Origin of the sequence: Chryseobacterium carnipullorum, from assembly GCF_003815695.1 — a bacterium.
GTDB lineage: Bacteria > Bacteroidota > Bacteroidia > Flavobacteriales > Weeksellaceae > Chryseobacterium > Chryseobacterium carnipullorum.
This window is the reverse complement of record NZ_CP033920.1, coordinates 2,055,169-2,077,395: the sequence shown is the minus strand read 5'-3', so window position 1 is coordinate 2,077,395 and position 22,227 is coordinate 2,055,169. Positions and strand designations below refer to the sequence as shown.

At 34.7% G+C, this 22,227-nt stretch carries 21 protein-coding genes, 7 tRNA genes and 1 other RNA gene; 10 read left to right on the top strand and 19 right to left on the bottom strand.

The window, feature by feature from the left end; translation table 11 throughout:
* Window positions 1-14: 14 nt before the first annotated feature.
* The 15 genes from EG346_RS09475 to rpsU form a co-directional block, all read right to left on the bottom strand.
* Window positions 15-3,113, bottom strand: coding sequence for an efflux RND transporter permease subunit (locus EG346_RS09475; RefSeq protein ID WP_123878228.1), 3,099 nt, complete (start codon window positions 3,111-3,113; stop codon window positions 15-17).
* A gap of 171 nt (window positions 3,114-3,284) precedes the next feature.
* Window positions 3,285-4,370, bottom strand: a complete 1,086-nt coding sequence (locus EG346_RS09470) for an efflux RND transporter periplasmic adaptor subunit (protein ID WP_123878227.1) — start codon at window positions 4,368-4,370, stop codon at window positions 3,285-3,287.
* A 3-nt stretch (window positions 4,371-4,373) separates the two neighbouring features.
* The gene (locus tag EG346_RS09465; RefSeq protein ID WP_123878226.1) at window positions 4,374-5,615 is read right to left on the bottom strand and encodes a TolC family protein; all 1,242 of its coding nucleotides are present in this window, start codon (window positions 5,613-5,615) and stop codon (window positions 4,374-4,376) included.
* Between the two features lie 305 nt (window positions 5,616-5,920).
* On the bottom strand, window positions 5,921-7,285 hold the full coding sequence (locus EG346_RS09460) for an ATP-binding protein (RefSeq protein ID WP_073329678.1): 1,365 nt from the start codon (window positions 7,283-7,285) through the stop codon (window positions 5,921-5,923).
* On the bottom strand, window positions 7,286-7,966 hold the full coding sequence (locus EG346_RS09455; RefSeq protein ID WP_073329675.1) for a response regulator transcription factor: 681 nt from the start codon (window positions 7,964-7,966) through the stop codon (window positions 7,286-7,288).
* Window positions 7,967-8,064: 98 nt separating this feature from the next.
* A tRNA-Thr gene (locus tag EG346_RS09450) sits at window positions 8,065-8,136 on the bottom strand.
* Between the two features lie 41 nt (window positions 8,137-8,177).
* Window positions 8,178-8,250 (bottom strand) — tRNA-Gly (locus tag EG346_RS09445).
* A gap of 87 nt (window positions 8,251-8,337) precedes the next feature.
* A tRNA-Tyr gene (locus EG346_RS09440) sits at window positions 8,338-8,418 on the bottom strand.
* 20 nt (window positions 8,419-8,438) lie between these two features.
* Window positions 8,439-8,512: transfer RNA gene (locus EG346_RS09435), tRNA-Thr, on the bottom strand.
* Window positions 8,513-8,604: 92 nt separating this feature from the next.
* Window positions 8,605-8,677: transfer RNA gene (locus EG346_RS09430), tRNA-Gly, on the bottom strand.
* An 87-nt stretch (window positions 8,678-8,764) separates the two neighbouring features.
* Window positions 8,765-8,845 (bottom strand) — tRNA-Tyr (locus EG346_RS09425).
* Between the two features lie 18 nt (window positions 8,846-8,863).
* Window positions 8,864-8,937, bottom strand: a tRNA-Thr gene (locus EG346_RS09420).
* Window positions 8,938-9,045: 108 nt separating this feature from the next.
* Window positions 9,046-9,336 carry an HPF/RaiA family ribosome-associated protein gene (locus tag EG346_RS09415; RefSeq protein WP_073329672.1) on the bottom strand — a complete coding sequence of 97 codons (291 nt, stop codon included), beginning with the start codon at window positions 9,334-9,336 and terminating at the stop codon, window positions 9,046-9,048.
* The gene (locus tag EG346_RS09410) at window positions 9,333-10,220 is read right to left on the bottom strand and encodes a tyrosine-type recombinase/integrase (RefSeq protein ID WP_123878224.1); all 888 of its coding nucleotides are present in this window, start codon (window positions 10,218-10,220) and stop codon (window positions 9,333-9,335) included. The genes EG346_RS09415 and EG346_RS09410 overlap by 4 nt, the downstream gene beginning before the upstream one ends.
* Before the next feature lie 83 nt (window positions 10,221-10,303).
* The gene (gene rpsU / locus EG346_RS09405; RefSeq protein WP_034723363.1) at window positions 10,304-10,501 is read right to left on the bottom strand and encodes a 30S ribosomal protein S21; all 198 of its coding nucleotides are present in this window, start codon (window positions 10,499-10,501) and stop codon (window positions 10,304-10,306) included.
* 299 nt (window positions 10,502-10,800) lie between these two features.
* Between rpsU and ssrA the strand changes: the two genes are divergently transcribed.
* The 6 genes from ssrA (at window position 10,801) to EG346_RS09375 (ending at window position 15,998) form a co-directional block, all read left to right on the top strand.
* Window positions 10,801-11,199: a transfer-messenger RNA gene (gene ssrA, locus EG346_RS09400) on the top strand.
* Between the two features lie 219 nt (window positions 11,200-11,418).
* Window positions 11,419-12,732, top strand: coding sequence for a tyrosine-type recombinase/integrase (locus tag EG346_RS09395; protein WP_123878222.1), 1,314 nt, complete (start codon window positions 11,419-11,421; stop codon window positions 12,730-12,732).
* Window positions 12,733-12,747: 15 nt separating this feature from the next.
* Window positions 12,748-13,845: a hypothetical protein gene (locus tag EG346_RS09390; protein ID WP_123878220.1), complete on the top strand. Its 1,098-nt coding sequence runs from the start codon at window positions 12,748-12,750 to the stop codon at window positions 13,843-13,845.
* A 99-nt stretch (window positions 13,846-13,944) separates the two neighbouring features.
* Window positions 13,945-14,229: a helix-turn-helix domain-containing protein gene (locus tag EG346_RS09385; RefSeq protein WP_123878218.1), complete on the top strand. Its 285-nt coding sequence runs from the start codon at window positions 13,945-13,947 to the stop codon at window positions 14,227-14,229.
* 1 nt (window position 14,230) lies between these two features.
* The gene (locus tag EG346_RS09380; protein ID WP_123878216.1) at window positions 14,231-14,671 is read left to right on the top strand and encodes a hypothetical protein; all 441 of its coding nucleotides are present in this window, start codon (window positions 14,231-14,233) and stop codon (window positions 14,669-14,671) included.
* A 67-nt stretch (window positions 14,672-14,738) separates the two neighbouring features.
* A complete protein-coding gene (locus EG346_RS09375; protein ID WP_123878214.1) occupies window positions 14,739-15,998 on the top strand; it encodes a hypothetical protein in 1,260 nt (419 codons plus the stop codon).
* A gap of 104 nt (window positions 15,999-16,102) precedes the next feature.
* Here the strand turns inward: EG346_RS09375 and EG346_RS09370 are convergent, their stop codons facing one another.
* The 4 genes from EG346_RS09370 to EG346_RS09355 all read right to left on the bottom strand — a co-directional run bounded on the left by EG346_RS09370 (window position 16,103) and on the right by EG346_RS09355 (window position 18,977).
* Window positions 16,103-17,305, bottom strand: a complete 1,203-nt coding sequence (locus EG346_RS09370; protein ID WP_123878212.1) for an IS256 family transposase — start codon at window positions 17,303-17,305, stop codon at window positions 16,103-16,105.
* 129 nt (window positions 17,306-17,434) lie between these two features.
* Window positions 17,435-17,950: a hypothetical protein gene (locus EG346_RS09365; protein ID WP_123878208.1), complete on the bottom strand. Its 516-nt coding sequence runs from the start codon at window positions 17,948-17,950 to the stop codon at window positions 17,435-17,437.
* 9 nt (window positions 17,951-17,959) lie between these two features.
* Window positions 17,960-18,253, bottom strand: a complete 294-nt coding sequence (locus EG346_RS09360; RefSeq protein ID WP_123878206.1) for a hypothetical protein — start codon at window positions 18,251-18,253, stop codon at window positions 17,960-17,962.
* Between the two features lie 22 nt (window positions 18,254-18,275).
* A complete protein-coding gene (locus EG346_RS09355) occupies window positions 18,276-18,977 on the bottom strand; it encodes a porin family protein (protein WP_123878204.1) in 702 nt (233 codons plus the stop codon).
* 470 nt (window positions 18,978-19,447) lie between these two features.
* Between EG346_RS09355 and EG346_RS24780 the strand changes: the two genes are divergently transcribed.
* The 4 genes from EG346_RS24780 to EG346_RS09335 all read left to right on the top strand — a co-directional run bounded on the left by EG346_RS24780 (window position 19,448) and on the right by EG346_RS09335 (window position 21,822).
* Window positions 19,448-19,678, top strand: coding sequence for a hypothetical protein (locus EG346_RS24780; protein WP_123897610.1), 231 nt, complete (start codon window positions 19,448-19,450; stop codon window positions 19,676-19,678).
* Between the two features lie 186 nt (window positions 19,679-19,864).
* Complete coding sequence (locus EG346_RS09345) at window positions 19,865-20,371, top strand: hypothetical protein (RefSeq protein WP_123878200.1); 507 nt, start codon at window positions 19,865-19,867, stop codon at window positions 20,369-20,371.
* A 61-nt stretch (window positions 20,372-20,432) separates the two neighbouring features.
* Complete coding sequence (locus EG346_RS09340) at window positions 20,433-21,242, top strand: hypothetical protein (RefSeq protein WP_123878198.1); 810 nt, start codon at window positions 20,433-20,435, stop codon at window positions 21,240-21,242.
* Window positions 21,243-21,258: 16 nt separating this feature from the next.
* Window positions 21,259-21,822 carry a DUF6705 family protein gene (locus tag EG346_RS09335; RefSeq protein WP_052202437.1) on the top strand — a complete coding sequence of 188 codons (564 nt, stop codon included), beginning with the start codon at window positions 21,259-21,261 and terminating at the stop codon, window positions 21,820-21,822.
* Window positions 21,823-22,227 lie beyond the last annotated feature (405 nt).

Genomic DNA, 22,227 nt, shown 5'->3' with positions numbered 1-22,227 from the left:
AGATAGAAGAAATATTAAATCTGCTGGGACTTCTTCGTTCTGTTGAAGATCCAGAATATAATCGGGAAGATCAGCAGGGTTAATACAGTCGCGGTCATTAAACCTCCAATGATAACGATCGCCAGAGGTTTCTGGGATTCTGAACCGATTCCTGTAGACAGCGCTGCAGGCATTAATCCAATTGAAGCCATCAGTGCAGTCATAATAACAGGACGCGTTCTGGATTTTACTCCGTTTAATATGGCATTATCCAAACTTAATCCGTTTTTGACATTCTGGTGGAACTCTGTGATGAGGATTACTCCGTTCTGTATACAGATTCCGAGCAGGGCGATCATTCCAACTCCGGCGGAAATTCCAAAGTTCATTCTGGTGATATGAAGGGCAATAATTCCCCCGATCAATGCAAAAGGTACGTTGGCCAATACCAGCAATGAATCTTTCATGTTTCCAAAAAGGATGAATAATAGGAAGAAAATACCCAAAATACTGATTGGAACCACTTGCGCCAATCGGTGTGAAGCTCTCTGCTGATTTTCAAACTGACCTGTCCAACCGATGGAGTACCCATCAGGAAGGTTCACATTGGCCACTTTTTTCTGCGCATCGGCTATGGTACTTCCTAAATCACGGTCACGGATCGAGAATTTTACGCCGATGTATCTTTTAATATCATCTCTGTAAATGAATGCTGCTCCGTTATCTTTTACAATGGTACTGATCTCTTTCAGCGGAATCTTTGCACCGTCCTGTGTAGGTACCATCAAAGCAGCAATATCGTTTTCATCTTTTCTGTATTCCTGGGAATAGCGGAGACGGATCGGAAATTTCCTTTCGCCATCGAACATCTCTGAAGCCGTTTTTCCTCCAAAAGCCATTTCCAGTACAGATTGTGCATCATCCGGCATCACACCGTAAGCAGCCATTTTATCTCTGTCCAGCACTACGCTTACTTCCGGCTGACCGATATTTTTAATGATTCCCGGATCTTTTACCCCGTCTACATCTTTAATCTGTTTTAAAACCTCATCAGCCAATTTATCCAGGGTTTCCAGATTATCACCATAAATTTTAATTCCGTTCTCTGCCTTAAACCCTGCTACTGCTTCTGCCACGTTATCTGAAATAGGCTGTGAATAATTAAAAGTGATTCCCTGGTAGCTTCTGAGTTTTTTATCTATCTCCTCGATCAATTCTTCATAGCTGATCTTACGTTTCCATTCATCTTTGGGTTTAAGATTGACGGCAAACTGTACGAATCCAAATCCATTCGGGTCTGTTCCGTCATTACTTCTTCCGGTTTGAGCCAAAACATCGGTCACCTCAGAAAAACTCATAATGTCTTTCTTTAAGAGGTCTGCTGTCTTTAAAGATTCTTTTAACGATGAACTCATAGGCATTTCTGCGGTGATCCAAAGTGAACCTTCATTCAGCTGCGGCAGGAATTCCGTTCCCAAGAATTTCCCTGAGAACAAAGTGATCACCATGAACGATATGGCCACAATTAAACTCGTCTTTTTATGTTTAAAAGTATAGTTGAATCCTTTTAATACTATTCTGTCCCAGAAATTAACAAATGGATTGTTTTTTTCTCTAACATTCTTATTGAGTAGAATATGGGACAAAACAGGAACTAAAGTCAGTGTAAAAATCAATGCTCCTATCAAAGCAAATCCTAATGTAAATGCCAATGGTGAGAACATCTTTCCTTCTACTTTCTGGAAAGAGAAAATAGGGATCAGCGAGGTGATAATAATTAATTTTGAAAAGAAGATGGCCTTCCCTAAGCCTGTTCCGGTCTGTTTGATCCAGCCTCCTTTTGACAGTTTATTAAACTTTTCTGTTCCGTATTTAAGGGCTTTATGGTCGAGCATTACAAAGAGTCCTTCCACCATGACGACCGCCCCGTCAATGATAATCCCGAAATCTACTGCCCCCAAAGAAAGGAGGTTCGCACTCATCCCGGCCAGTTTTAAACATAAGAATGCAAACAACAATGATAAAGGAATAATAATGGAAACAATAAAGGTCGTTCTCCAGTCAGCCATAAAAATCAAAACGATTACGGTAACGAGGATGATTCCTTCAATCAGGTTATGCATTACGGTGTGGGTCGTAAAGTCCATGAGGTTGTCTCGGTCATAGAATGTGACCATTTTGACATCTTTCGGAAGGATTTTTTCATTGAGTTCTTTAATCTTGGCTTTTACCCCAACGAGAACTTCGCGCGGGTTTTCTCCTTTTCTCATGACAACGATTCCTTCTACGGTATCTTCGTGTTTATTGAGTCCGGCCTGCCCCACTCTGGGCATGGAACTTTCATGAACGTCTGCCACATATCTTACCAGTACAGGATTTCCACTGTCATTCTGTATGGTGATATTTCCAATGTCTGCTACAGATTTCACAAGACCTATTCCTCTTACCACATAAGCCTGACCGTTTTTTTCAATGACATCCCCTCCTACATTTAAATTACTTTTGGTAACGGCATCATACACCTGAAGCGGAGTCAGATTATATTTATCCAAAGCTCTGGGATCAATACTTAACTCAAATACTTTATCCTGTCCTCCGAAAACATTGATGTCTGCTACGCCCGGAACGCCTCTCAATGCACGGTCTATCACCCAGTTCTGAAGGGTTAGCAGTTCTCTTGAATCTTTTGTTTTACTTTCCAGCGTATATCTGAAAATTTCCCCGGTAGGCCCGTAGGGTGGCTGAACTTCCGGATCCACCTCATCAGGAAGGTTTACGGTTCTTAATTGGTTATTGACCTGATTTCGGGCAAAAGTATCATCCACCCCGTCGTCGAAAAGAATTTTAACGATAGAGAGACCAAACATCGTGGTACTTCTCACACTTGTTTTCTTCTGGACCGGGCTCATGGCCAATTCGATGGGCGTTGTGACAAAACGTTCTACTTCTTCTGCACTTCGTCCATTCCATTGGGTTATAATAACAATCTGGGTATTGGTTACATCGGGGAAAGCTTCAATAGGCATATTTTTGAAGCTTATAAAACCAGCAATGGCCAGAATAGCTACCCAGATAAAGGTAAATGCTTTGTTTTTTAGCGAGAAAGCAATTATATTTTTAATGAATTTATTCATGATAGATTAAATTGGTGACCTAAAAAAGCCGTTGAAAGAAATATTGGATTTGATCATAAAAATTTCAAACACCAAAACTGAAAAACAGGATTTACAGAGGCATCTAAATGAAGCTTGCAAAGGCATTTTACTCGACAAAGCCCAATACATTGAATTCATTGCAGACAACTGTTAACTGTTCAGAGAGCGGTAGATCAGCAGCTGATTGTTGGTAATCACTTCTTCACCTTCAGACAATCCACCTACGACGTAGGTGATATCCCCTACCTGCTTTAATATTTTTATTTCTTTAATTTTTATATCTGTTCTGGATTTGAAAACTACCACAAAACTTCTGTTATCATCAAAAATCACTGCTTTTGAAGGTACGGTAAGTGCGGTACTGTTTTCAGAACTTGACACTTTAATGGTGGCTTTACTTTCCGGAATCAAAAGACCATTGGCATTATCCAATACGACTCTTGCCTGCATGGAGTTAGTTTCCGGATCGATGATTTTGAATATTTTATCAATTCTTCCGTCAAAAATTTTATCCGGATAAGACAGGGTGGAAACCTGTGCTTTCATTCCAAGGCTTATTTTTTCGATATCAGCTTCATTGACGTTCATGATCGCCCAGACGTTTGTCGTGTTGGCTACATCAAAAATATTCTCACTTCTGTCGCTTCTCAGCTGCATATCTTTATTAATATTTTTCTGAACAATATATCCGCTGATGGGGGCTACCACACTGTAAATATTTCCTTTTTTCACATTGTAAACTGTACTTACTGCCGTGGCTCTCTGCATCTGATCCTGGGCTTTCTGCAATATGCTTTTGGCCTCAAGGACTTCCCTTTCTGTATTCAGCTTACCTTCGTACATTTCTTTGGCAACACGCAGGTTATTTTGAGCAACCACCATATCGGTCTTTGCATCACTTACATCTTTTTGAACTTCTGCCAGTTCGGTACTTCTTATTGTGGCCAGTACCTGTCCTTTTTTCACGTAATCGCCAAGTTCAGCGTTTACACTTAAAACATTTCCGCCTACCAATGGGTATACATCAATATAGCTGTTCTTGTCTGCAGAAATTTTCCCATAAAAACTATATTGATCTTCTATGTTTTTTTTCTCAGCCTTGGCTAAAGAGATGGAGTTCAGCATGGTATTGCTCAGTTCAAAACCTTTTTTTGCCTGTGGAGCTTTTTCTTCTTCTTTTTTTGCACATGACAACAAAGAGAAGGCTATCAGTACAGGGATTATATATTTTTTCATTGCTTAATAGAAGATTTTCGTTTGTATGAGTTGATTAAGTTGTTCTGCAGATTGCATGATCTCGTTCTTCATATCGTAGATCTGGAGGGCTGTTTCGCGGTAACTATCCATGAAATCTGTAAACTCTATCAGATTGACGTTCCCTTTTCTGAAATTTTTCAACATTCCGTCGTAAACCAGTTCCATATTGCTAAGGTCTGTGGTTTTAATTTCTGCAAACTGATCGTATTGACTTTTCCAGGTTTTATAGGCGGCCTGAACTTTCGTTTCAAGGTTCATTTTCTGGTACTCAGCATTTTTCTGATTTTGCTGAATCGCATAATTGGCTTTTTCCACATTCCCCTGATTGGATTTCCATAATGGCAAAGGAATTCCCAACATAAGATTCACCTCATTTTTAAAGGTTCCTCCATTCTGGTCCCATCCGGCTCCAACATTCAGATCCGGAACATTAAGGGATTTCTGCCACTGGGAATACAGCTTACTGTTGTCAATTAGTTTTAGGAAATAGAGATAGTCGGAATTATTTTCCAGTGCTTTTTTCTTTAATTCATTTTCATCTCCGAAAGGTTGAGCTGCGAGGATTTCCTTAGCATCGGCATCAGCAAGCTGTGGTTCTATATCATCCGATATTCCGGTAAGTACTTTTAAGTTCTGCTCAAAGTCAAGGATATTTTTATTGATTCCAAGTTTGTCATTGTTGAGCTGAATCACTAAACTCTGTAGTCTGACTTCATCCTTCAGGGATACGTTTCCTTTCGCAGACTGGACACGATAAGCACTGAGCAAATCATTCATGTAGCCAAGCTGCTTATTTGTATTATCGAGTTTCAGTTTCTCATAATAGAGATTGAAGTAAGCAGCATGAAGCTGAGTTCTAAGATCTACCAGAAGTTGGGAAAACTGGAGCTGGGCAAGTTCTTTATTTGATTTTGAGAAAGCAATTTCATTTTTCTTTTTTCCACCCATATAGATAAGCTGGGTAATCTGAGCTCCTTTAGCGCTTCCTATATCAAAAACTTTTTTGCCTTCAGGATTGTAGGCATTGATCTGCCCGCTCAACTGGGGGAGTTCCCAAATCTTAGCCTGCAGAATATCCGCATCAGCCATATTGATATTGTACTGCTCTGCAAGCAGCTGGAGATTGTTTTTTTGAAATGCCTCTTCACAGTCTGAAAGCGACATTTGTTGCTGCCCTGCCATGAATGAGGAAATGGCAATCAACAGCCCTGCAATTTTGTTCATTATTTTATTTTTAAAATACAAAATTGCTTTTATACGATTAAAACGAACTTAAAGAACCCTTAAAAAAAAATTAAATTTCCCATGAATACAATGATTTCCGAAAGTCTCAATTTGTTTATTACTCAGTTTTTTATCCCCGAGTGTTGATTTTTTATGTTAAATTCAATCCCAAGTTTAACTAAAAATTAACATCAAATTGGCAATTACTAACCACGGCATACTGTTATTCTTAAATCTACTTTTAAAAATAGTTTGGTATTTACGCGAGTAGTATAAATTATGACAAAGAAAACAGGCAATCAATACTATTTAGTAAAAATCACAATGAATTTATTGAGATTTTCCTCTGGGGAAGAATAGATGATCATAGCACCATGGTATTCAAGGATCCTTTTGACAATCCTTAGACCGAGACCAGACCCTGAAATATTTTGAGAATTATTTCCTCTCATAAAAGCTTCAAACAGTTTTGCCTGCTCTTCTTCCGGGATTGTATTTCCATGGGACATTACATCTACTATGAGCTGATCACTGTTTTCCGTGATTAAAACATCCACTTCAGTATCGTCAGAATATACGGCCGCGTTTTTAAAGAGATTGATAAAGACAATTACCAAAAGAGAATGAATCCCTCCTATGGTCAGAAGTCCGTTTTCTGAGGTCTCTTCAGAAATCAGGAAATCTAGCTTAAGAGTAGGATAACTTTTTTCTACCGCTTCAAAAGCTTCAAATATCACTTCATCAATCCTTACTTCCTCATAAATGCTCTGAATATTCTCTTTGTCGAATTTGGTAAGCAGTAAAAGAGAATTGGTGAGATCAGACAACTGATACACATCACGCTGAATCTGTTTTAAAGAAGACAGGGTTTCCGGAGAATGTTCTTCGAATTTGATCAGGTTTTCAAGCTGAAACGCCATTCTTGTAATAGGTGTTCTGATTTCATGGGAGGCACTTGCTGTGAAATCTTTCTGGGACTGAAAAACATCATCCAGCCTCGCGATCATCGTATTAAAAGATTTAGCCAGGACATTGATCTCATCATTAGACTCCTGGACCGGAATCTGCTTGGTCAGCTTATGGGCTGTAACCTCTGAAATTTCAGTATTCAGATCTTCTAAAGGGCGCAGAAACTGCCCCATAAAATAGTAACTGAAAAAGCCGATCAAAAGGGTACTCATGACATAGGCTGTAATCAAAAGGTACTTAAGATATTCCAGTTTTGATTTTCCGTTCGTATCAAAAGCGCTGGTGAGGATATAATAATTTTCGCCATTGATATTCCGAAGGGCGGCGTATATTTCAGGAACCGTTTTCTCAGTGTATATAATCTTCCTTTCATCCAGCTCTTTGAGAAGGGCACTATCCCAGGTAACATTTCGGTCTTTGATGGTGCTGTAGATTAATTCTTTATCGCTATTAAAAATCAGGATGGTTTCATTGAGAAGGATATTATCTGAGTTTTCATTAAAAAAAACAGGGGCTTCTTCTTCAAAATCTTTAGACTTTGAAATGAAGTGAGATGTAAATTCGAGACGCTGTCTAAATCTTTCTTTGAATTCATCTCTTCTAAAATCATTAAAAGACATATAGATCACCGCCATCACCATTGCAAAAAGCAGGGAAAAGGCTACGCTGATCGTTAATGCTATCTTTCTTTTTAAAGACATCTACAGTGTACTTAGGTAGTATCCGAAACCGGAACGGGTATGAATCAGTTTAAGTTTAAAATCTTTATCAATCTTCTTTCTCAAAAAATTGATGTAGACTTCTACGGTATTGGTATTGGTATTGAAATTATGTTCCCATACGTGCTCGGTGATCTGCTGTTTGGAAACGGTTCTTCCCTGTGCTTCGGCAAGATAAACCAGCAGTTGAAATTCTTTCAGGGTAAGCGCTATTTCATTGCCTGCTCTATAGACTTTCTGTTCTGTTTTATTAATAATCAGGTCATCTACCCTGATGATATCCTGATCAGCAGTGTCGGACGGTGATTTTCTTCTCAACAGTGAATTCATTCTCAGCAAAAGTTCTTCAAACTGAAAAGGTTTTACCAGATAGTCATCGGCAAGTCTCGTGAATGCGTCTTTTTTATCTGAAATATCTCCGTAAGCCGAAATAATAATGATGGGGGTATTTTTATCGAAAGAACGGATCGTCTGACAAACATCAAGTCCGTTTATTTTAGGAACATTAATATCTAACAGATACAGGTCATAGGTATTATTTTTAATCTGACGAAGAAAGGTTTCGCCATCATAGATTTTGTCACAGGTAAAGCTGTTTGACTCTAAAAACCTGCAGAGCTCTGCTGAGAGAATAAGGTCGTCTTCCAATAAAAGAATATTCATCAAAAATATATTTAATACGAATTTAACGAAAATTTTATGATTTATACTTACGGGAAAAAGGCAAAAAAAAATCCCGAAGTAAATTCGGGAAATTTGAGAGCCAACTACGGGACTTGAACCCGTGACCTCTTCCTTACCAAGGAAGCACTCTACCGCTGAGCTAAGTCGGCACTAACTAAAAAAATCACACCAATCAGCGTGATTTTTTTTGAGCGGAAGACGAGGGTCGAACTCGCGACATTCAGCTTGGAAGGCTGACGCTCTACCAACTGAGCTACTTCCGCAATTTTGTTTCCAAAACTATTGGTAAACGCTTTGCAAATCTAGAAAAATTCTTTTAAATCTGCAAGACTTTTTTTAATATAAAATAGTGGGAAGAGCAGGATTCGAACCTGCGAAGCCGAAGCAACTGAGTTACAGTCAGTCCCATTTAGCCACTCTGGAATCTTCCCAAAAGTTTATATTAAAATTGAGCCTCCAGAGGGACTCGAACCCACGACCTGCTGATTACAAATCAGCTGCTCTAGCCAACTGAGCTATGGAGGCAATTTTAATTTTACGCCTGAAAGCTTTTGAGAAAATTCTACTCTGAGCTTTTCAGTTGTTTAAAAAATCATTCTTTTTGAGTCTGATTTTTGAGCGGAAGACGAGGGTCGAACTCGCGACATTCAGCTTGGAAGGCTGACGCTCTACCAACTGAGCTACTTCCGCAATTTTGTTTCCAAAATCATTGGTAACGGTTTGCAAATCTAAGAAAACTTCTTGAAACCTGCAAGACTTTTTTTTAATATAAAATAGTGGGAAGAGCAGGATTCGAACCTGCGAAGCCGAAGCAACTGAGTTACAGTCAGTCCCATTTAGCCACTCTGGAATCTTCCCAAAAGTTTATATTAAATGAGCCTCCAGAGGGATTCGAACCCACGACCCCGAGATTACAAATCACGTGCTCTGGCCAGCTGAGCTATGGAGGCATAATTAAAAAGAATTCAAAAGAACGCTGTTCCCTTTTTGCGAGTGCAAATATAGAACGGTTTTTTTGAATTCTCAAACTTTTTTATGACTTTTTTTATCTTTTTTTTCTATGCCATCTCTTTTTTCTTGATTAGTAGCTTTTTAGCTGTATCAACACAAAGGTCTAAACTTTCTTCAAAAGTTTCAGATGTCTTTTTTACTACGATATCGTCTCCCGGAACGGCCAAAATAAGTTCAGCAGTTTTGTTACTTCGATCCGAGGTATTTTCGACTTTTAAGAAAACCTTACACTCATGAATTTTATCATAGAAGGTTTCCAATTTGCTTACTTTTTTGTCAATGTGTGATTCTAATGGTTCGTGTGGTGTTAAACCAATTGATTGAACTGTGATCTTCATAATTCTTCTTTTTTAGATGCTCGCGGGTGAGCCTGATTAAACACTTTTTTCAATTGTTCAATATTGGCATTCGTATAGACTTGAGTACTGGCAAGACTGGAATGCCCTAATATTTTTTTTACTTTGGAGATCTCCGCCCCATTATCCAAAACGTGCGTAGCAAAGCTATGCCGAAGGATGTGAGGACTTCTTTTTTCTTTCGTTGTTACAAGACTAAGGTACTTATTAACTACCACATAAACAAATTTTTCTGAGAGTTTTTTACCCTTTTTATTGACCAAAAAATATGCCTGATGCCCGTTTTCAGGTTTCCTTACTTCAAGATAACTTCTAAGCAGATCCGAGAGATCTTTGGATATAGGAATAAAGCGTTCTTTATTTCCTTTTCCTATTACTCTTAGCTCGTTTCCGTCTAAATTAACATACTCAAACATCAGGCCACAAAGCTCGGCTTTCCGGATACCGGTCTGATATAATACTTCAATAATGCATTTTTCAAGAAGATCATGGTTCTCTGACAGGAAATCGTCACTCAGCGTCTGCATTTCTTCCTGTGAGATAGGAATCTGTTTTTCAGCATAAAACTTAAGGGAAGAGATACTTTCGGTGGGAGAAACTTTAATCTCCCCTATTTTTAAAAGAAATAAATAAAAACTTCGCAGTGATGATAGTTTTCTATTGATGCTTCTCTTCGAAATATTATTTTCGCTTAGTTCAACGATAAAATTTCTGATCACTTTTTTATCTGCCCGGGAAATATCTTCGGAAGCTTCTGTTTTGAGGTAGAAATAAGAAAAGTCCTCAAGATCTTTTTTGTAGCTTGTAACGGTATGAGGTGAATACCTCTTTTCGAACTGCAAATATTCTAAATATTTATTCAACATTACGTAAGGTGTAAAAACAAAAATTCACCTCTCAAATATAAGAATATTTAAGAAGTGAATTATTATGTGGTTAAGAAAAATTCTTAAGCCTGCTCTTCCTTGCTAAGCCCTCTTTGTTTATAAGCGGCTTTCAGTCTAGATTGTCTTAAAGTTACAGAAGGCTTAATAAACGCTTGTCTAGATCTCAATTGACGAACTGTACCCGTTTTATCAAATTTTCTTTTATATTTTTTTAATGCTCTGTCGATGGATTCACCATCTTTTACTGGAATTATTAACATACTTTACATCTCATTTTGGGTTGCAAAACTAGACATTTTTTATTAAACCTCAAAATTTAACCCCGATTTAATTAAAAAAAAGCAAATAACTTATCCACAAAAAAACTTTGCAATGTGGATAAGTCACCAATACCCCATAGGCAATATTTATTTTATATACTGAAAATCAATTAATTAATCATTATTTTATCTAAGAAAACATTGCCCAACTTTCTTACGTCAGCATAATTCTAAAAAGCAGCCTATATTATGAACGGTATATAAACAAAAAACTTTATCTTTGCAATTACTTAATTCATGGGGTTGACTGGTTTCGACAGCAAGATCAATGGGTAAGTAAGCATGCAGAGAACCGTAGCGCGATCTCTTAAATCCCTTGCTACACAACTTTAACTGGCAACGAAGAGTTCGCTCTTGCAGCTTAATCCGAATAAAGTAAGATTCAAGCGCTTTCCCGAAGATAGTAAGGAAGCAAGATATCTCACAAATGCTCCGTTCTACGGCGTTTGATCCTGGGATATAGGAATGTAGAAATAAGGCTTCAGACGCTTCGGCTGAAACTCGAAAACCTCAGAAGATAAGCTGGATGTTGGGTGTCTGCCCTCTGCCTTCAGTCGAAAATCAATGGTAGAATAAGCATGTAGAAATCTTATGTATTGCTTGTTTGGACGAGGGTTCGAATCCCTCCAACTCCACATTTAATGAAATTAGGCACTTTTAACAAAGTGCCTTTTTTATTGCCATTATTCATGTAAACCGCACAAACAAACAGTTTAACATAGTTTTGTTTTTGTTTTTTTAATTGCATCAAATTGTTTTACATTTCATTTCGTTGACACAAACGTTGATACAAATCTTAAATACTTCATTTTGTATCAACAATTTTACTAACTTTGATTTGTTCAAATTTTCGCACAATGGCAATCAAGTTATTTTTACGCTCTAAAACTGGAGCAACCTCAACTATTTATTTCCGTTACACAAGGGGAAGAGATTTTAAACTCATTCTTAAAACTCCCTACATAGTTAATTCAGAAAAATGGAATGAACACACAGAGTTAAGAAACACAGATGATATAATTAAAAACCCAAAAGATACTGTTGAAAAAAATCACAATTCAGATATTGTTAATTTTAACTCAAAACTTGGAGTATTTAAAGATGCAATGTTTCTATATCTTGCAAATAATCCTAATGCAACAATTGAGGAAATAAAAGAGTTTTACAACAATTCTTTTTTTCCAAAAAAAAATGAACCTAAAACAACAAAAACGGCAATTCCTAACGATTTTGTAAGTTTTATTGATCATTACATAAAAGAAAAAAGTAAAAGGATTGAGGGCAAACAAGAACCTATTACAGAAGCTACCCGAAAAAAACTCACTACTATCAAAAATCGCATCATTTTATTTGATAAAAAACTTTTGTTAAAAAATATTGATGATGATTTTAGAGACAATTTAACTGAATATATGCAGTCTGAAAAGTTTAGCGCAAATACAATTGTTAAGGATTTAAAATACATTAAAACCGTGTGCAGTTTTGCATCTAAAAAAAAGGTTGTAATTAATTCCGAAGTTTTACATTGGGAGTTTATCACTCCAAGACAAACATACACACCCCCTATTCTATCATTCCAGGAAATTGAACAAATAAAAAACACAATCTATCCACATGATTACTTAGAAAACGCAAGGGATTGGATGATTATAGGATTTTACACAGGTGCAAGAGTTTCAGACCTACTTAATTTCACTTCAAAAAATCTTGTTGATGGAGATATTTTAAAATTCAGACAAAAGAAAATCCAAAACCAAACGCATGATGCAGAAGAATACATTTATTTACATCCCGAAGTTTTAAAAGTTTTAGTAAAAAGAAACGGAGAATTTCCAAGAAAAATATCAGACCCGCGTTTAAATGAATACATTAAAGACGTTTGTAGAATAGCTGGTTTAACTCAAAAAATGATTGGAGGGATAAAAGATAAAAAACAGGGAGGAAGAGGTAAAAAAATTGTGAAAGAATTTGAAAAATGGGAATTAGTGAGCAGTCATATATTCCGCAGGAGCTATGTAACAAACTTTTTACAGGCATTAGGAAAAGAGAATATGAAAACTCAAACAGGTCACAAAACCGATGCTATGGTAAGTTTGTACGATAAAACGGAAAAGATTCAAAGAGCGTTGAGAGTAAAGGAGCAAATGGAATCTTATTTAAAAATTGTTTAATCAAGTTTTTGCACTATGAATCGAAAAGAATTTGAAGAGAAATATAAAAATGCTAAACTACCCGAAGATTTACAAGAGCTACTGAATAATGCAGCAAAAGACGCAAATTTAATATTATCAGAATACGAAACTGAATACCAAAAAATCCAACACTCTTACAGTTCCTTTTTTCACACCAATGGTATTATTAAACCTTATGATATTAAAGAGTTTTTTAGTTGGATTGCAAATAGATATCCTGATAAAAACTTATCTTTTATTATTGAGGTTGCTAAAAATCCCAACAGTTACAAAATGTTTCATGATTATAACTTGAGTTTATTTAATGGTAAAGATAATAATATAACAAACTTAGACGCATGGAATATTAATGAAATTTTCGATTTTATAAGAAATGAAGACATAGCAGAATTTGACATTTATAAACTGTTAAAAAACTATACAGAGAACTTTGACAGTGAAATTATCAGGAGTGTTTTAAAAGATTTAGAATTTTACTTGTTTGTCGAAAAAGAAGAAATAGAGGCTAAATTTTCTTTCGATGAGGTAGATTCTGCTATCGCTCTAAGAAAAGAAAAAGGTTTAGAAATTCCTTATTATAAAAGCATTGAAGCAAATGAATTAACTGAAAAACAGAAACAATTTAGAAGACAGGCAGAAGAAAAAGGGTTTAATTTTGACAATCCAATTATAAACAAAGAGCAACTTCTTTTTCCTTATGAATTCATGAATTTGTATAGGTTGAAAAATTTATTAAATAGTAAATTACAAGGAAATAATAAAAAATCTAATGAACCAATTACAAAAAGTAATAACAATGACACAATTAAAAATATTGATTTAGATACGGGTATTGATAAAGATTTATTAAATTATCTTTCTGAAAACTTCCGCTCATCTGATAAAAGATTTAATGATCTTACAAAATACAATCAAATTTATAGAGTGCTAAATAATGGTAGAGAGTACAACATTGAGCATAGAGCATATAAGAAGTTAATAAAAGAATTGTTTGGTTTTGATTATCTAAATAGAGAAATTAAAGGGGAAACAAAAAAACATCAAACGCAATTAGATAAACACACAAAAAATTATAATGATTTAAAAAAATGATGTTATTTCATAGTAATGGAATAAAATAGAAATAACAGCGGAATAATGACGGAATAACTCATTTTAATCTTTGCAGTATTAATTTAAACAATATTGCAAATGAGTCAAATCCAATTTATCGGAACAAATCCGACCGATTTAATTACAGAGTTAAAAAACTCTTTAATTCCTGAACTGACAGCGCGCCTTTCTGCGCAATTTCAACCCAAACAACCAACGGAATATTTAACACGTTCCGAAGTTTGTAAACTCCTAAAAATCGACCTTTCAACCCTCCACCGATGGAGGAAAGAAAACCTTATACCAAGTTATGGGTTTAGCAATCGTGTGTACTTCAAACGTGAAGAAGTGGAGCAGATTATTAACCAAAATAAATTAAGTTAATATGAAAACGGCAACCACACATACACCTGGCCATTACGGAATGATTTACACGCTCGATGAGGTTAAAAAATCATTCAGACAATATAAACTATCCAATTACGAAAAGATTGCATTTTCTGAACTGATAAGAACCGAAAAGAATAATGGATACAATTCCAGCACAGGAGCGGAAAACCTATTTAAAATCCGAAATACAACTAACTGGAGTAAATGTACCATTACGGGATTACGTCCTACCGCAACTCCTAATTTCTACTATGCAGATTTACCGATAAAGGATAAAAAATCTTTATTTGTGGTATTCATTCCCGAAGATTGGGAAATGATATACATACGTATTTGTCCGCAGTTCTACCCATTTAATAGAACCGACCGCTTTAGTACAGTTAATGAAATAATAAAAGTAATGTTAAACCATATGAACGAAAAAGGGAACGAGTAAAACCGCTCCCTAATTGTTCAATTTTGTAATAGTGGCAACCACTACAATAATAACAAATGTACTAAAAATGATTGATAATACTAAGTTTCTTTTGGACAATCGGCCAATCATAGAAAGACTATACTGTCATCCCGATTTCATAGTCTGCAAACCACAAAATAATAGATATTTTTCTCTTTCTCATAAAAGGTATGGAGTGAAACTCAGATTAGATTTTCGTACCATAATGCTGAAAGGAGCAGTTATAGGATATAGACACGTAGAAATAAATATAAGTCCACATTATCATAAAAATAACTACCAGCATAATGGAGATGATTTTACCCCTTTACAGGCAATTAAATCTATAAAAGACGTTCTTTGTTATCTTAATATAAAAGAGTCTGAATACAGTTATTTAAAGGTAGTTAATTTGGAATTTGGCGTGAATATTATCCTTCATGATGATATTAAGAATATTATGAACGGTTTATATTATCACAATAAAGATCAATTCATTATTCCCGATGAAAGATACATCTATTCAAAAAGGAGTGATACGACAAAATATAAACAGATTAAAGTCTATGCTAAGGGTATACAGTTTGCCACTAATCCCGGGTATAGAATAGATCCAAATACCTTAAGATTTGAAGTAAAAAGTAAAGAGAGTAAATACATAAGAACGCAAAAAATATATACAGCACTTGATTTACTTAATGTATTTAAATATGAAAAATTCGCTGATACTCTACTCTTGGAATGGGAGAGAGTTTTAGTAATTAACTTAATATCAAAAACAAGAAAAGAGCACAATTCGGAGTATTGGAGTAATTTAATAACCAATGAAAAACGCAATATATTTAGAGATAATAAAATAAAATACTACGATGGTTTGATTAGACATGATAATATACATTTACAGGTAAAATTGAAATTGATCGACAAAATTTACCAACTATTAAATAATGCAATTTCCACACAGAAAACGACCATTAATCCGGGTTTTTTAATAAACGACACTACTAGCACAAAAGAGATAAACGTGGAAAATGCATATTTGCATAGATGTATAATTACGGGAATAGATATATCAAGTCAAAAGAAAGGGAGTAAATTCCTAAGAGAAACAACTCTAAGAGATATTAAAATAAATGATTCCGACCTATTTCAAGAATTATCAAGTAGATATCTAACAGACCATGGAAAACAACAAAGTGATGAAAGAAAAATATACCTCATCTGTAAAAATATTCGTGACGTTGATAGCAATAAAAGGAATTGCCGTAAAAGTTTTGAGAAAAGAAACTATAACGCTAATCAGTTGCAGTTTTGTTTTAGAACCTAACAAAAGTTAACATTTAGATTTTTTATTATGCTCAAATATGTTACTGTAAATAAATATTGACACTATCCCACAAAGTGTGTAAGTTAAAAAGTTAGGCTTGGATTTTATAATCTGAGCCTTTTTTCAAAAATAAGGATAAATTGATTGAGAACAATGCCCCAATTTTGGATAGGCATCGTCCATTTTTTAGTAGCTTCTTTTAATGCCAGATACACTGATTTCATTACGGCATCATCAGTAGGAAAAGACATTTTGTTTTTGGTGTATTTTCGGATTTTTCCGTTTAGATTTTCAATTAAATTAGTTGTATAAATGATTTTTCGGATCTCTAAAGGAAAATCAAAAAATACAGTAAGTTCATCCCAATTGTTTCTCCAGGATTGGATAGCATAAGAATATTTACTTTCCCATTTATCTGCAAAATCATTGAGTGCTTGTTCAGCTGCTTGTTTTGTTGGAGCGGTGTAAATATGCTTCATATCGGCAGAGAATTCTTTTCTGTCCTTCCATACCACATATTTGCAGGCATTTCTGATCTGATGCACAACACAAATCTGGGTTTGAGATTCGGGAAAGACAGAGCGGATCGTCTGGGTAAATCCGTTTAAATTATCGGTGGCGGTGATGAGAATATCCTCCACACCACGGGCTTTTAAATCTGTGAGAACACTCATCCAGAATGCTGAGCTTTCATTTTTTCCAAGCCACATTCCCAATACTTCCTTTCTCCCGTCACGGCTTAATCCAACAGCCAGATAAACTGTTTTATTAATGACTTTGGAGTTTTCCCTTACTTTGAAAACAATCCCATCCATCCAGACAATGAGATACAAATCTTCAAGCGGGCGGTTCTGCCAACTTACTGCTTCACTTGCAACCGCATTGGTTATTCGTGATATGGTAGAAGTAGAAACCTCAAAATCATACATTTCACGGATTTGTTCCTCAATGTCTGATACGCTCATTCCTTTGGCATAGAATGAGATGATGATGTTTTCTAAACCATCGATAATGTTGTGCCTTTTGGGAACTAATGCGGGCTCAAAACTACCTTCTCTATCTCTGGGAACCTTAATCTCGGATTCCCCAAAAGACGATTTTATCTTTTTGGTTCCATGACCGTTTCGATAATTTCCATTAGTTGTTTTACCATGCTTTTCGTTATCCAGATGACTGTCCAGCTCTGCATCCAACATATGCTCCACGGCTTTTTTGTGCAGTTCTTTGAAGAAGGATGTTAAATCTTCCCCATTCTTAAAGGATTTGTAGAAATCCTTGTTGTTTAATAAATCTTCTTTGTCAATCATAACTATGTAATGTTAAAAATAATAAAAAGTTATTTCCGTAAAATTTTTTGAGCTCTAAGGGCTCAAAATTTTCCAGAATAACTTTTCAACTTACACAGTTAGTGAGACACTACCTAAATATTACAAAAGTTACCAATCTTGTGTATCTTTTTCATTATCGAAATGGAATAAATTAAAAAAAGTATAGTCGTAAAATTTAGCATTTGTATCAATGAATCTATTATTAAATTCTGTATTTTTATTTTTTAGACCATATCTTTCAAGATTAATATCTCTAAGAATATGGTTGTTCTGGCCGGGGTCATGAACAACTATATCCTTTACTGTAACTCGGTACTTATTTTCCTTGAAATCTATAATAAATTTAGAAATAACTGTTGTATGTTGTACATATATGGACGGATAATTTGAAAACCTTTTAAAATCGACTTTCAAATTTTGAGTTGCACCATATATTGTATTTTCATTATCAGATAACTCAGAAAACTTATTGGAACTTTTTAATAAATGAATAACTTCAGATTTTGTTAATTTTGACTCATAAACTTTTTGCCATAGAATTTGATTATTTACAATAGAAAAATTTTCAATTTGGGAATAAAGAAATAACGGTGAAAGTAGAAATAAATAAAGTATTTTTTTCATTTTGTTTTTTTAATTAATAACATTATAGCAGTATCGCAAAAATGTCGTTGACATACCAGAAAATCCGGCACCTTTGTAGTCGGCCATAAGTTCAGAAAAAGAACCGCTAAAATTTTCATTATTGTCACTTTGTTTGGAGAACTTACCAGAATCTTTAACTAAAGCCATTAATTCCTCTTGCGTAAGAGTTGTTTCATACACTTTCTGCCACTGAACCTGACCATTATCTAAGGGAAAATTTGATACTTGCGCAAAGGACGATGTGAATATTAAGAATAGAAAAAAAATGTTTATTTTTTTCATTGTATTTATTTTTAAATAACACTTATTTAAACTTGTACACTAAACCAACTTGAAACGCTTTATTTTTTATTTCAGTTTTATTAGGTATGTTGTAAGGATTTTTTGTCGTATCGGTTAACCCAAAAATGTATCTTCCTGTAATTCCTATGTTGTCGGTAAAATAATACCCTGCTCCAGCTCCAACACCGAAATTAAAAGTATTCAAAAAATCTTTACTGATATCTATTGTCCTATTTTGCAAATAACTATCAGCTGTTTCTGTATATTTCTCTTGGGCAATTATGTTAATCCCAAATTCGGGACCAACTTCTACATATAAATTAGGAATGATGCTATACTGAACCATTATCGGAATTACAATATATCCTAAATTCGTTGTGTATGTCGCTTTATTTCCGACAAGTAATGGATCGTACCCATCTTCCGTATTTATTATACGGAAATCATATTCTGTTTTATATCCATATTGACTAAAAAGTAATTCGGGTTGAATGCTGAAAGATTTTGAAATTGGAATATTAACGAATGCACCTGCGTTAAAACCAATTCTTGATTTTTGATTCGAATAGCCATAGCCGTATGTAAATGACTTGTCTGTTGCATTTGAAATATTTAAACCACCTTTCAAACCATAGGATATTGAACCGTTTTGAGAATTACTTGTTTTTTGAGCATTTAAAAATAATGCAAATTGAATTGCACCTGCAATCATCATTTTTTTCATAGTCGTTAATTTGGCACAAATATAACTTTTAATAAGAAAACTGTTTTACGGGATTCCTTAATAATTTAGGTTTCGAAAATTAGACGTAAATTTAACATATGGGAAGATATGCTACTTTTCCGATAACGGTCGAAGACCTGAGATTTTTAGATCTTAAATTTTTATCTAAGCATCAGTATCTAATACCTAACTCTATAAAGTCGGGAGTTATAACATGGAGTAATAAAACAGGGGATAAAAATAGTATTTCTGTACATAGCAGTACAGATAATGATGCCGGGGTTTTAACATTGAATTATATTCTTAACAATGATAAAAAAATAAACTATCAAGTAAAAATAGCCTCTAAAACCTCCAATTTAGGAAAAGGTTTAGTTTGGTTTTTCATTTGTCCCTTCACGGGCCGATATTGTCGTAAATTACACCTTATCAATGGCTATTTTCAACACCGCACCGCGAACCCTCATTTAATGTATGAAAAACAAATAGAGCCTAAAATATGGAGGGTATGGAATAAGGCATTTGGAGCAGAATTCAATGACCATTTATATTTTGAACTGCATAAGAAATACTTCAAAAGATTTTACAATGGCAAAATAACCAAACGATACGCCCGGATAAGAAAAAAATTAAATCAGCGGGATGAGGTGGATTTAAGGGAATTGGACAAGTATATTATATGGAATTTAGATAAAAAATAATTTGGATTCAATCCTTTTAAAATACTTATTTTCAAGTAATAAAGGCGTATTCTTGAATGTCCGATTAGCTGTAACATTAATTATTCACTATATGAAATTTTAGTTTCTCGCATTACGGAAATCCATAGATGATTTTATCACCATATGTAGAAAAAAAACTATATTTGGACCGAAAAACTAAAATATATGACAAAAAAATTAACTATCCCGGTGGTTCTAGCTTTTCTAGTTGCCATATCCCTGCACTCCTGTCGGTCTGAAGATCTTCTTAATAGTAGTGAAGAATTACCTCCTACTAAGTTTAGAGTATTTACTGCACAGGGAAAAGAAACAATTAATTATGCAAAAGGTTTCAAAACATTACTAGAGCACTATGACGAAATTAACAATGTCCAACACACTGCGAAAGCACTGAGAAAAGCATTGAAAAATTCATCAGAAATGGCGAATGAATATGTAGAACTAAATATCCATTCTCAGGATTTCACCACAAAGGGCAATGAAAAATTTACGCTTTTTCCACTCATAAAAAATGGAAAAGTAGATGGTATTATTATTGCCAGACTAAAGGAAAATGATACTCAAGTAGAATTTCTGAAAATGTATACTGAAGCAGAAAACTACAATAAAATATTAGAATTGTTTAAAGAAGCATATCTTAAAAAACACATTACCTCAAAGAATTGCAGCTAAAGGAAATGGTAATTGCAGTTCTGACGGATCACCTTGTGATACAGGAGAAGTAATTATTACGATGCCCGGAGCTGGAGGAGGATATACTGGTGGAGTATGGAATGGAGATAATCTCCCTCCAGGAGGATGTAAACCTTATGAAAACTGCCTAAATCCTGAAGGCCCCGGTGGAACCGGTGGGGGTGAAGGAAATAGCCCCTCCCCTGATGGGCCCCAATTAAGCCCATGCGAAAAAATTAAAGAGAAACAGGCTAATGTGAAATATTCTCAAAAATTTGCTGATCTGAACAAAAAGGATATTTTCGACATGAATAAAGAAAGAGGATATTATGAAAAACAACCTCCAAAGGGAGTTATAGCTCAGTCTGGATTTGTACAAATAGATGGGGCTCCGGGAACACAGGGACTAGATCTTCCAGATGATAAAACAGGAATATCAGGACTTTTCCATTCTCACAATAATGCAGACGGAAGTATAAAAATTTTCTCTCCTACAGACGTAAGAACCTTTATTAACACATTCTTAAAAAATGCAAGAGAATATGCAGGAAGCTATGAGGATGCCTATTCAACTGTAGTAACATCTGAGGGTAGTTATACAATAAAGTATACAGGGACTACTCACCCAGGAGGAGTGGATTATGATACTAGCTTGATTTGGGACAAGTGGTACGAAGATGAAATGGCAAAAATTATTGATAAAGATGGAGAGTTTCCACAAAATAAAGTAGAAGAAGTTTTTACCAGGTTCATTACAGAAGTGGTTAATAAACCTGGGCTTCAAGTATTTAGGGTAACAGCTAATTCTGCAACTAAAATGACCTACAATCCAACTACTAGAGGTATGGACACCGATGATTGTCCTCAATAATTTTAAAACTTATAAAATGAAAAACATAATTTTATTTACAATACTTATAATAGGTATAAAATGTAAAGCACAAGTATATCCTTTAACAACAGATACAGATGTCCCGAATAATACATATATAAAGGATACTAACAATGATCTTCCCGCATTTGAAGGGACTTGGAAAGGGACTTGGAATGGTAAAGCACTTTTGATTAATTTTAAAAAAATTGAACACTATTTGGATACCCACCTAAAAAACAATCCATTTTATCGAGATCTATTAGTTGGTAAATTTCAAGTTAAAGATCCTTCTGGAAATATATTATTTGATAATTTAAGTATTGCCGATAATAGTGCTAAAATAACAGGGGGCAAAATATTCCCCAATGGAAAATATGTATTATCCTATGTAGATCCTGAGCTTTGTTTTAAAGGTGGTCGCATTTTTATAGAATTTACGAATAGTTCAAAAACAGAAATTAAATTTAAATTTATGGAAACCAGCAATCTTATTGATACCGACTGCTTCTATCATGGAAAACCAGCAGATCAGAGACCAGAACCACTACCTAAAGAAATTATCCTAATAAAACAATAATTAAAAGCCTCCTATATTAGAGTTTTTTTTATTGAATAAATTTTAAAATGAGAGTTCAATTAAATAGTATTGGAATTAAATTTTTTCTATTACAGAATATTACAGTTTTTGTTGTGGTACCACCTGTAAATATCTAAAAAAAAATCTACAATGGTAAGATTACAAAACAGTATGCACAACTAAGGAAAAAAATAAGTCAGCGGGATGAGGTTGATTTGATAAAATTAGATAACTATTTTACAAAGAAATATTAGAATTACATACACAACCGTTGATACAAATCATTTTTTTAAACTTTAATTGATTGATTTTCACATATATTTAGTAGTCCCTCCAACTCCACAAAAAAGAGAGCCTGTGTTTTACAGACTCTCTTTTTTTATTAAAATCGTTATTAAATTAATG

What these genes read in the sequence shown, in the direction of transcription:
- EG346_RS09360 (WP_123878206.1), bottom strand. Translation starts at nt 18,253, where the DNA reads ATGAAAAAAATAAACATTTTTTTTCTATTCTTAATATTCACATCGTCC.
- EG346_RS09385 (WP_123878218.1), top strand. Translation starts at nt 13,945, where the DNA reads ATGAGTCAAATCCAATTTATCGGAACAAATCCGACCGATTTAATTACA.
- EG346_RS09465 (WP_123878226.1), bottom strand. Translation starts at nt 5,615, where the DNA reads ATGAACAAAATTGCAGGGCTGTTGATTGCCATTTCCTCATTCATGGCA.
- EG346_RS09355 (WP_123878204.1), bottom strand. Translation starts at nt 18,977, where the DNA reads ATGAAAAAAATGATGATTGCAGGTGCAATTCAATTTGCATTATTTTTA.
- EG346_RS09460 (WP_073329678.1), bottom strand. Translation starts at nt 7,285, where the DNA reads ATGTCTTTAAAAAGAAAGATAGCATTAACGATCAGCGTAGCCTTTTCC.
- EG346_RS09365 (WP_123878208.1), bottom strand. Translation starts at nt 17,950, where the DNA reads ATGAAAAAAATACTTTATTTATTTCTACTTTCACCGTTATTTCTTTAT.
- EG346_RS09395 (WP_123878222.1), top strand. Translation starts at nt 11,419, where the DNA reads ATGGCAATCAAGTTATTTTTACGCTCTAAAACTGGAGCAACCTCAACT.
- EG346_RS24780 (WP_123897610.1), top strand. Translation starts at nt 19,448, where the DNA reads ATGTATGAAAAACAAATAGAGCCTAAAATATGGAGGGTATGGAATAAG.
- EG346_RS09370 (WP_123878212.1), bottom strand. Translation starts at nt 17,305, where the DNA reads ATGATTGACAAAGAAGATTTATTAAACAACAAGGATTTCTACAAATCC.
- EG346_RS09410 (WP_123878224.1), bottom strand. Translation starts at nt 10,220, where the DNA reads ATGTTGAATAAATATTTAGAATATTTGCAGTTCGAAAAGAGGTATTCA.
- EG346_RS09335 (WP_052202437.1), top strand. Translation starts at nt 21,259, where the DNA reads ATGAAAAACATAATTTTATTTACAATACTTATAATAGGTATAAAATGT.
- EG346_RS09390 (WP_123878220.1), top strand. Translation starts at nt 12,748, where the DNA reads ATGAATCGAAAAGAATTTGAAGAGAAATATAAAAATGCTAAACTACCC.
- EG346_RS09470 (WP_123878227.1), bottom strand. Translation starts at nt 4,370, where the DNA reads ATGAAAAAATATATAATCCCTGTACTGATAGCCTTCTCTTTGTTGTCA.
- EG346_RS09375 (WP_123878214.1), top strand. Translation starts at nt 14,739, where the DNA reads ATGATTGATAATACTAAGTTTCTTTTGGACAATCGGCCAATCATAGAA.
- EG346_RS09345 (WP_123878200.1), top strand. Translation starts at nt 19,865, where the DNA reads ATGACAAAAAAATTAACTATCCCGGTGGTTCTAGCTTTTCTAGTTGCC.
- EG346_RS09340 (WP_123878198.1), top strand. Translation starts at nt 20,433, where the DNA reads ATGCCCGGAGCTGGAGGAGGATATACTGGTGGAGTATGGAATGGAGAT.
- EG346_RS09475 (WP_123878228.1), bottom strand. Translation starts at nt 3,113, where the DNA reads ATGAATAAATTCATTAAAAATATAATTGCTTTCTCGCTAAAAAACAAA.
- rpsU (WP_034723363.1), bottom strand. Translation starts at nt 10,501, where the DNA reads ATGTTAATAATTCCAGTAAAAGATGGTGAATCCATCGACAGAGCATTA.
- EG346_RS09380 (WP_123878216.1), top strand. Translation starts at nt 14,231, where the DNA reads ATGAAAACGGCAACCACACATACACCTGGCCATTACGGAATGATTTAC.
- EG346_RS09455 (WP_073329675.1), bottom strand. Translation starts at nt 7,966, where the DNA reads ATGAATATTCTTTTATTGGAAGACGACCTTATTCTCTCAGCAGAGCTC.
- EG346_RS09415 (WP_073329672.1), bottom strand. Translation starts at nt 9,336, where the DNA reads ATGAAGATCACAGTTCAATCAATTGGTTTAACACCACACGAACCATTA.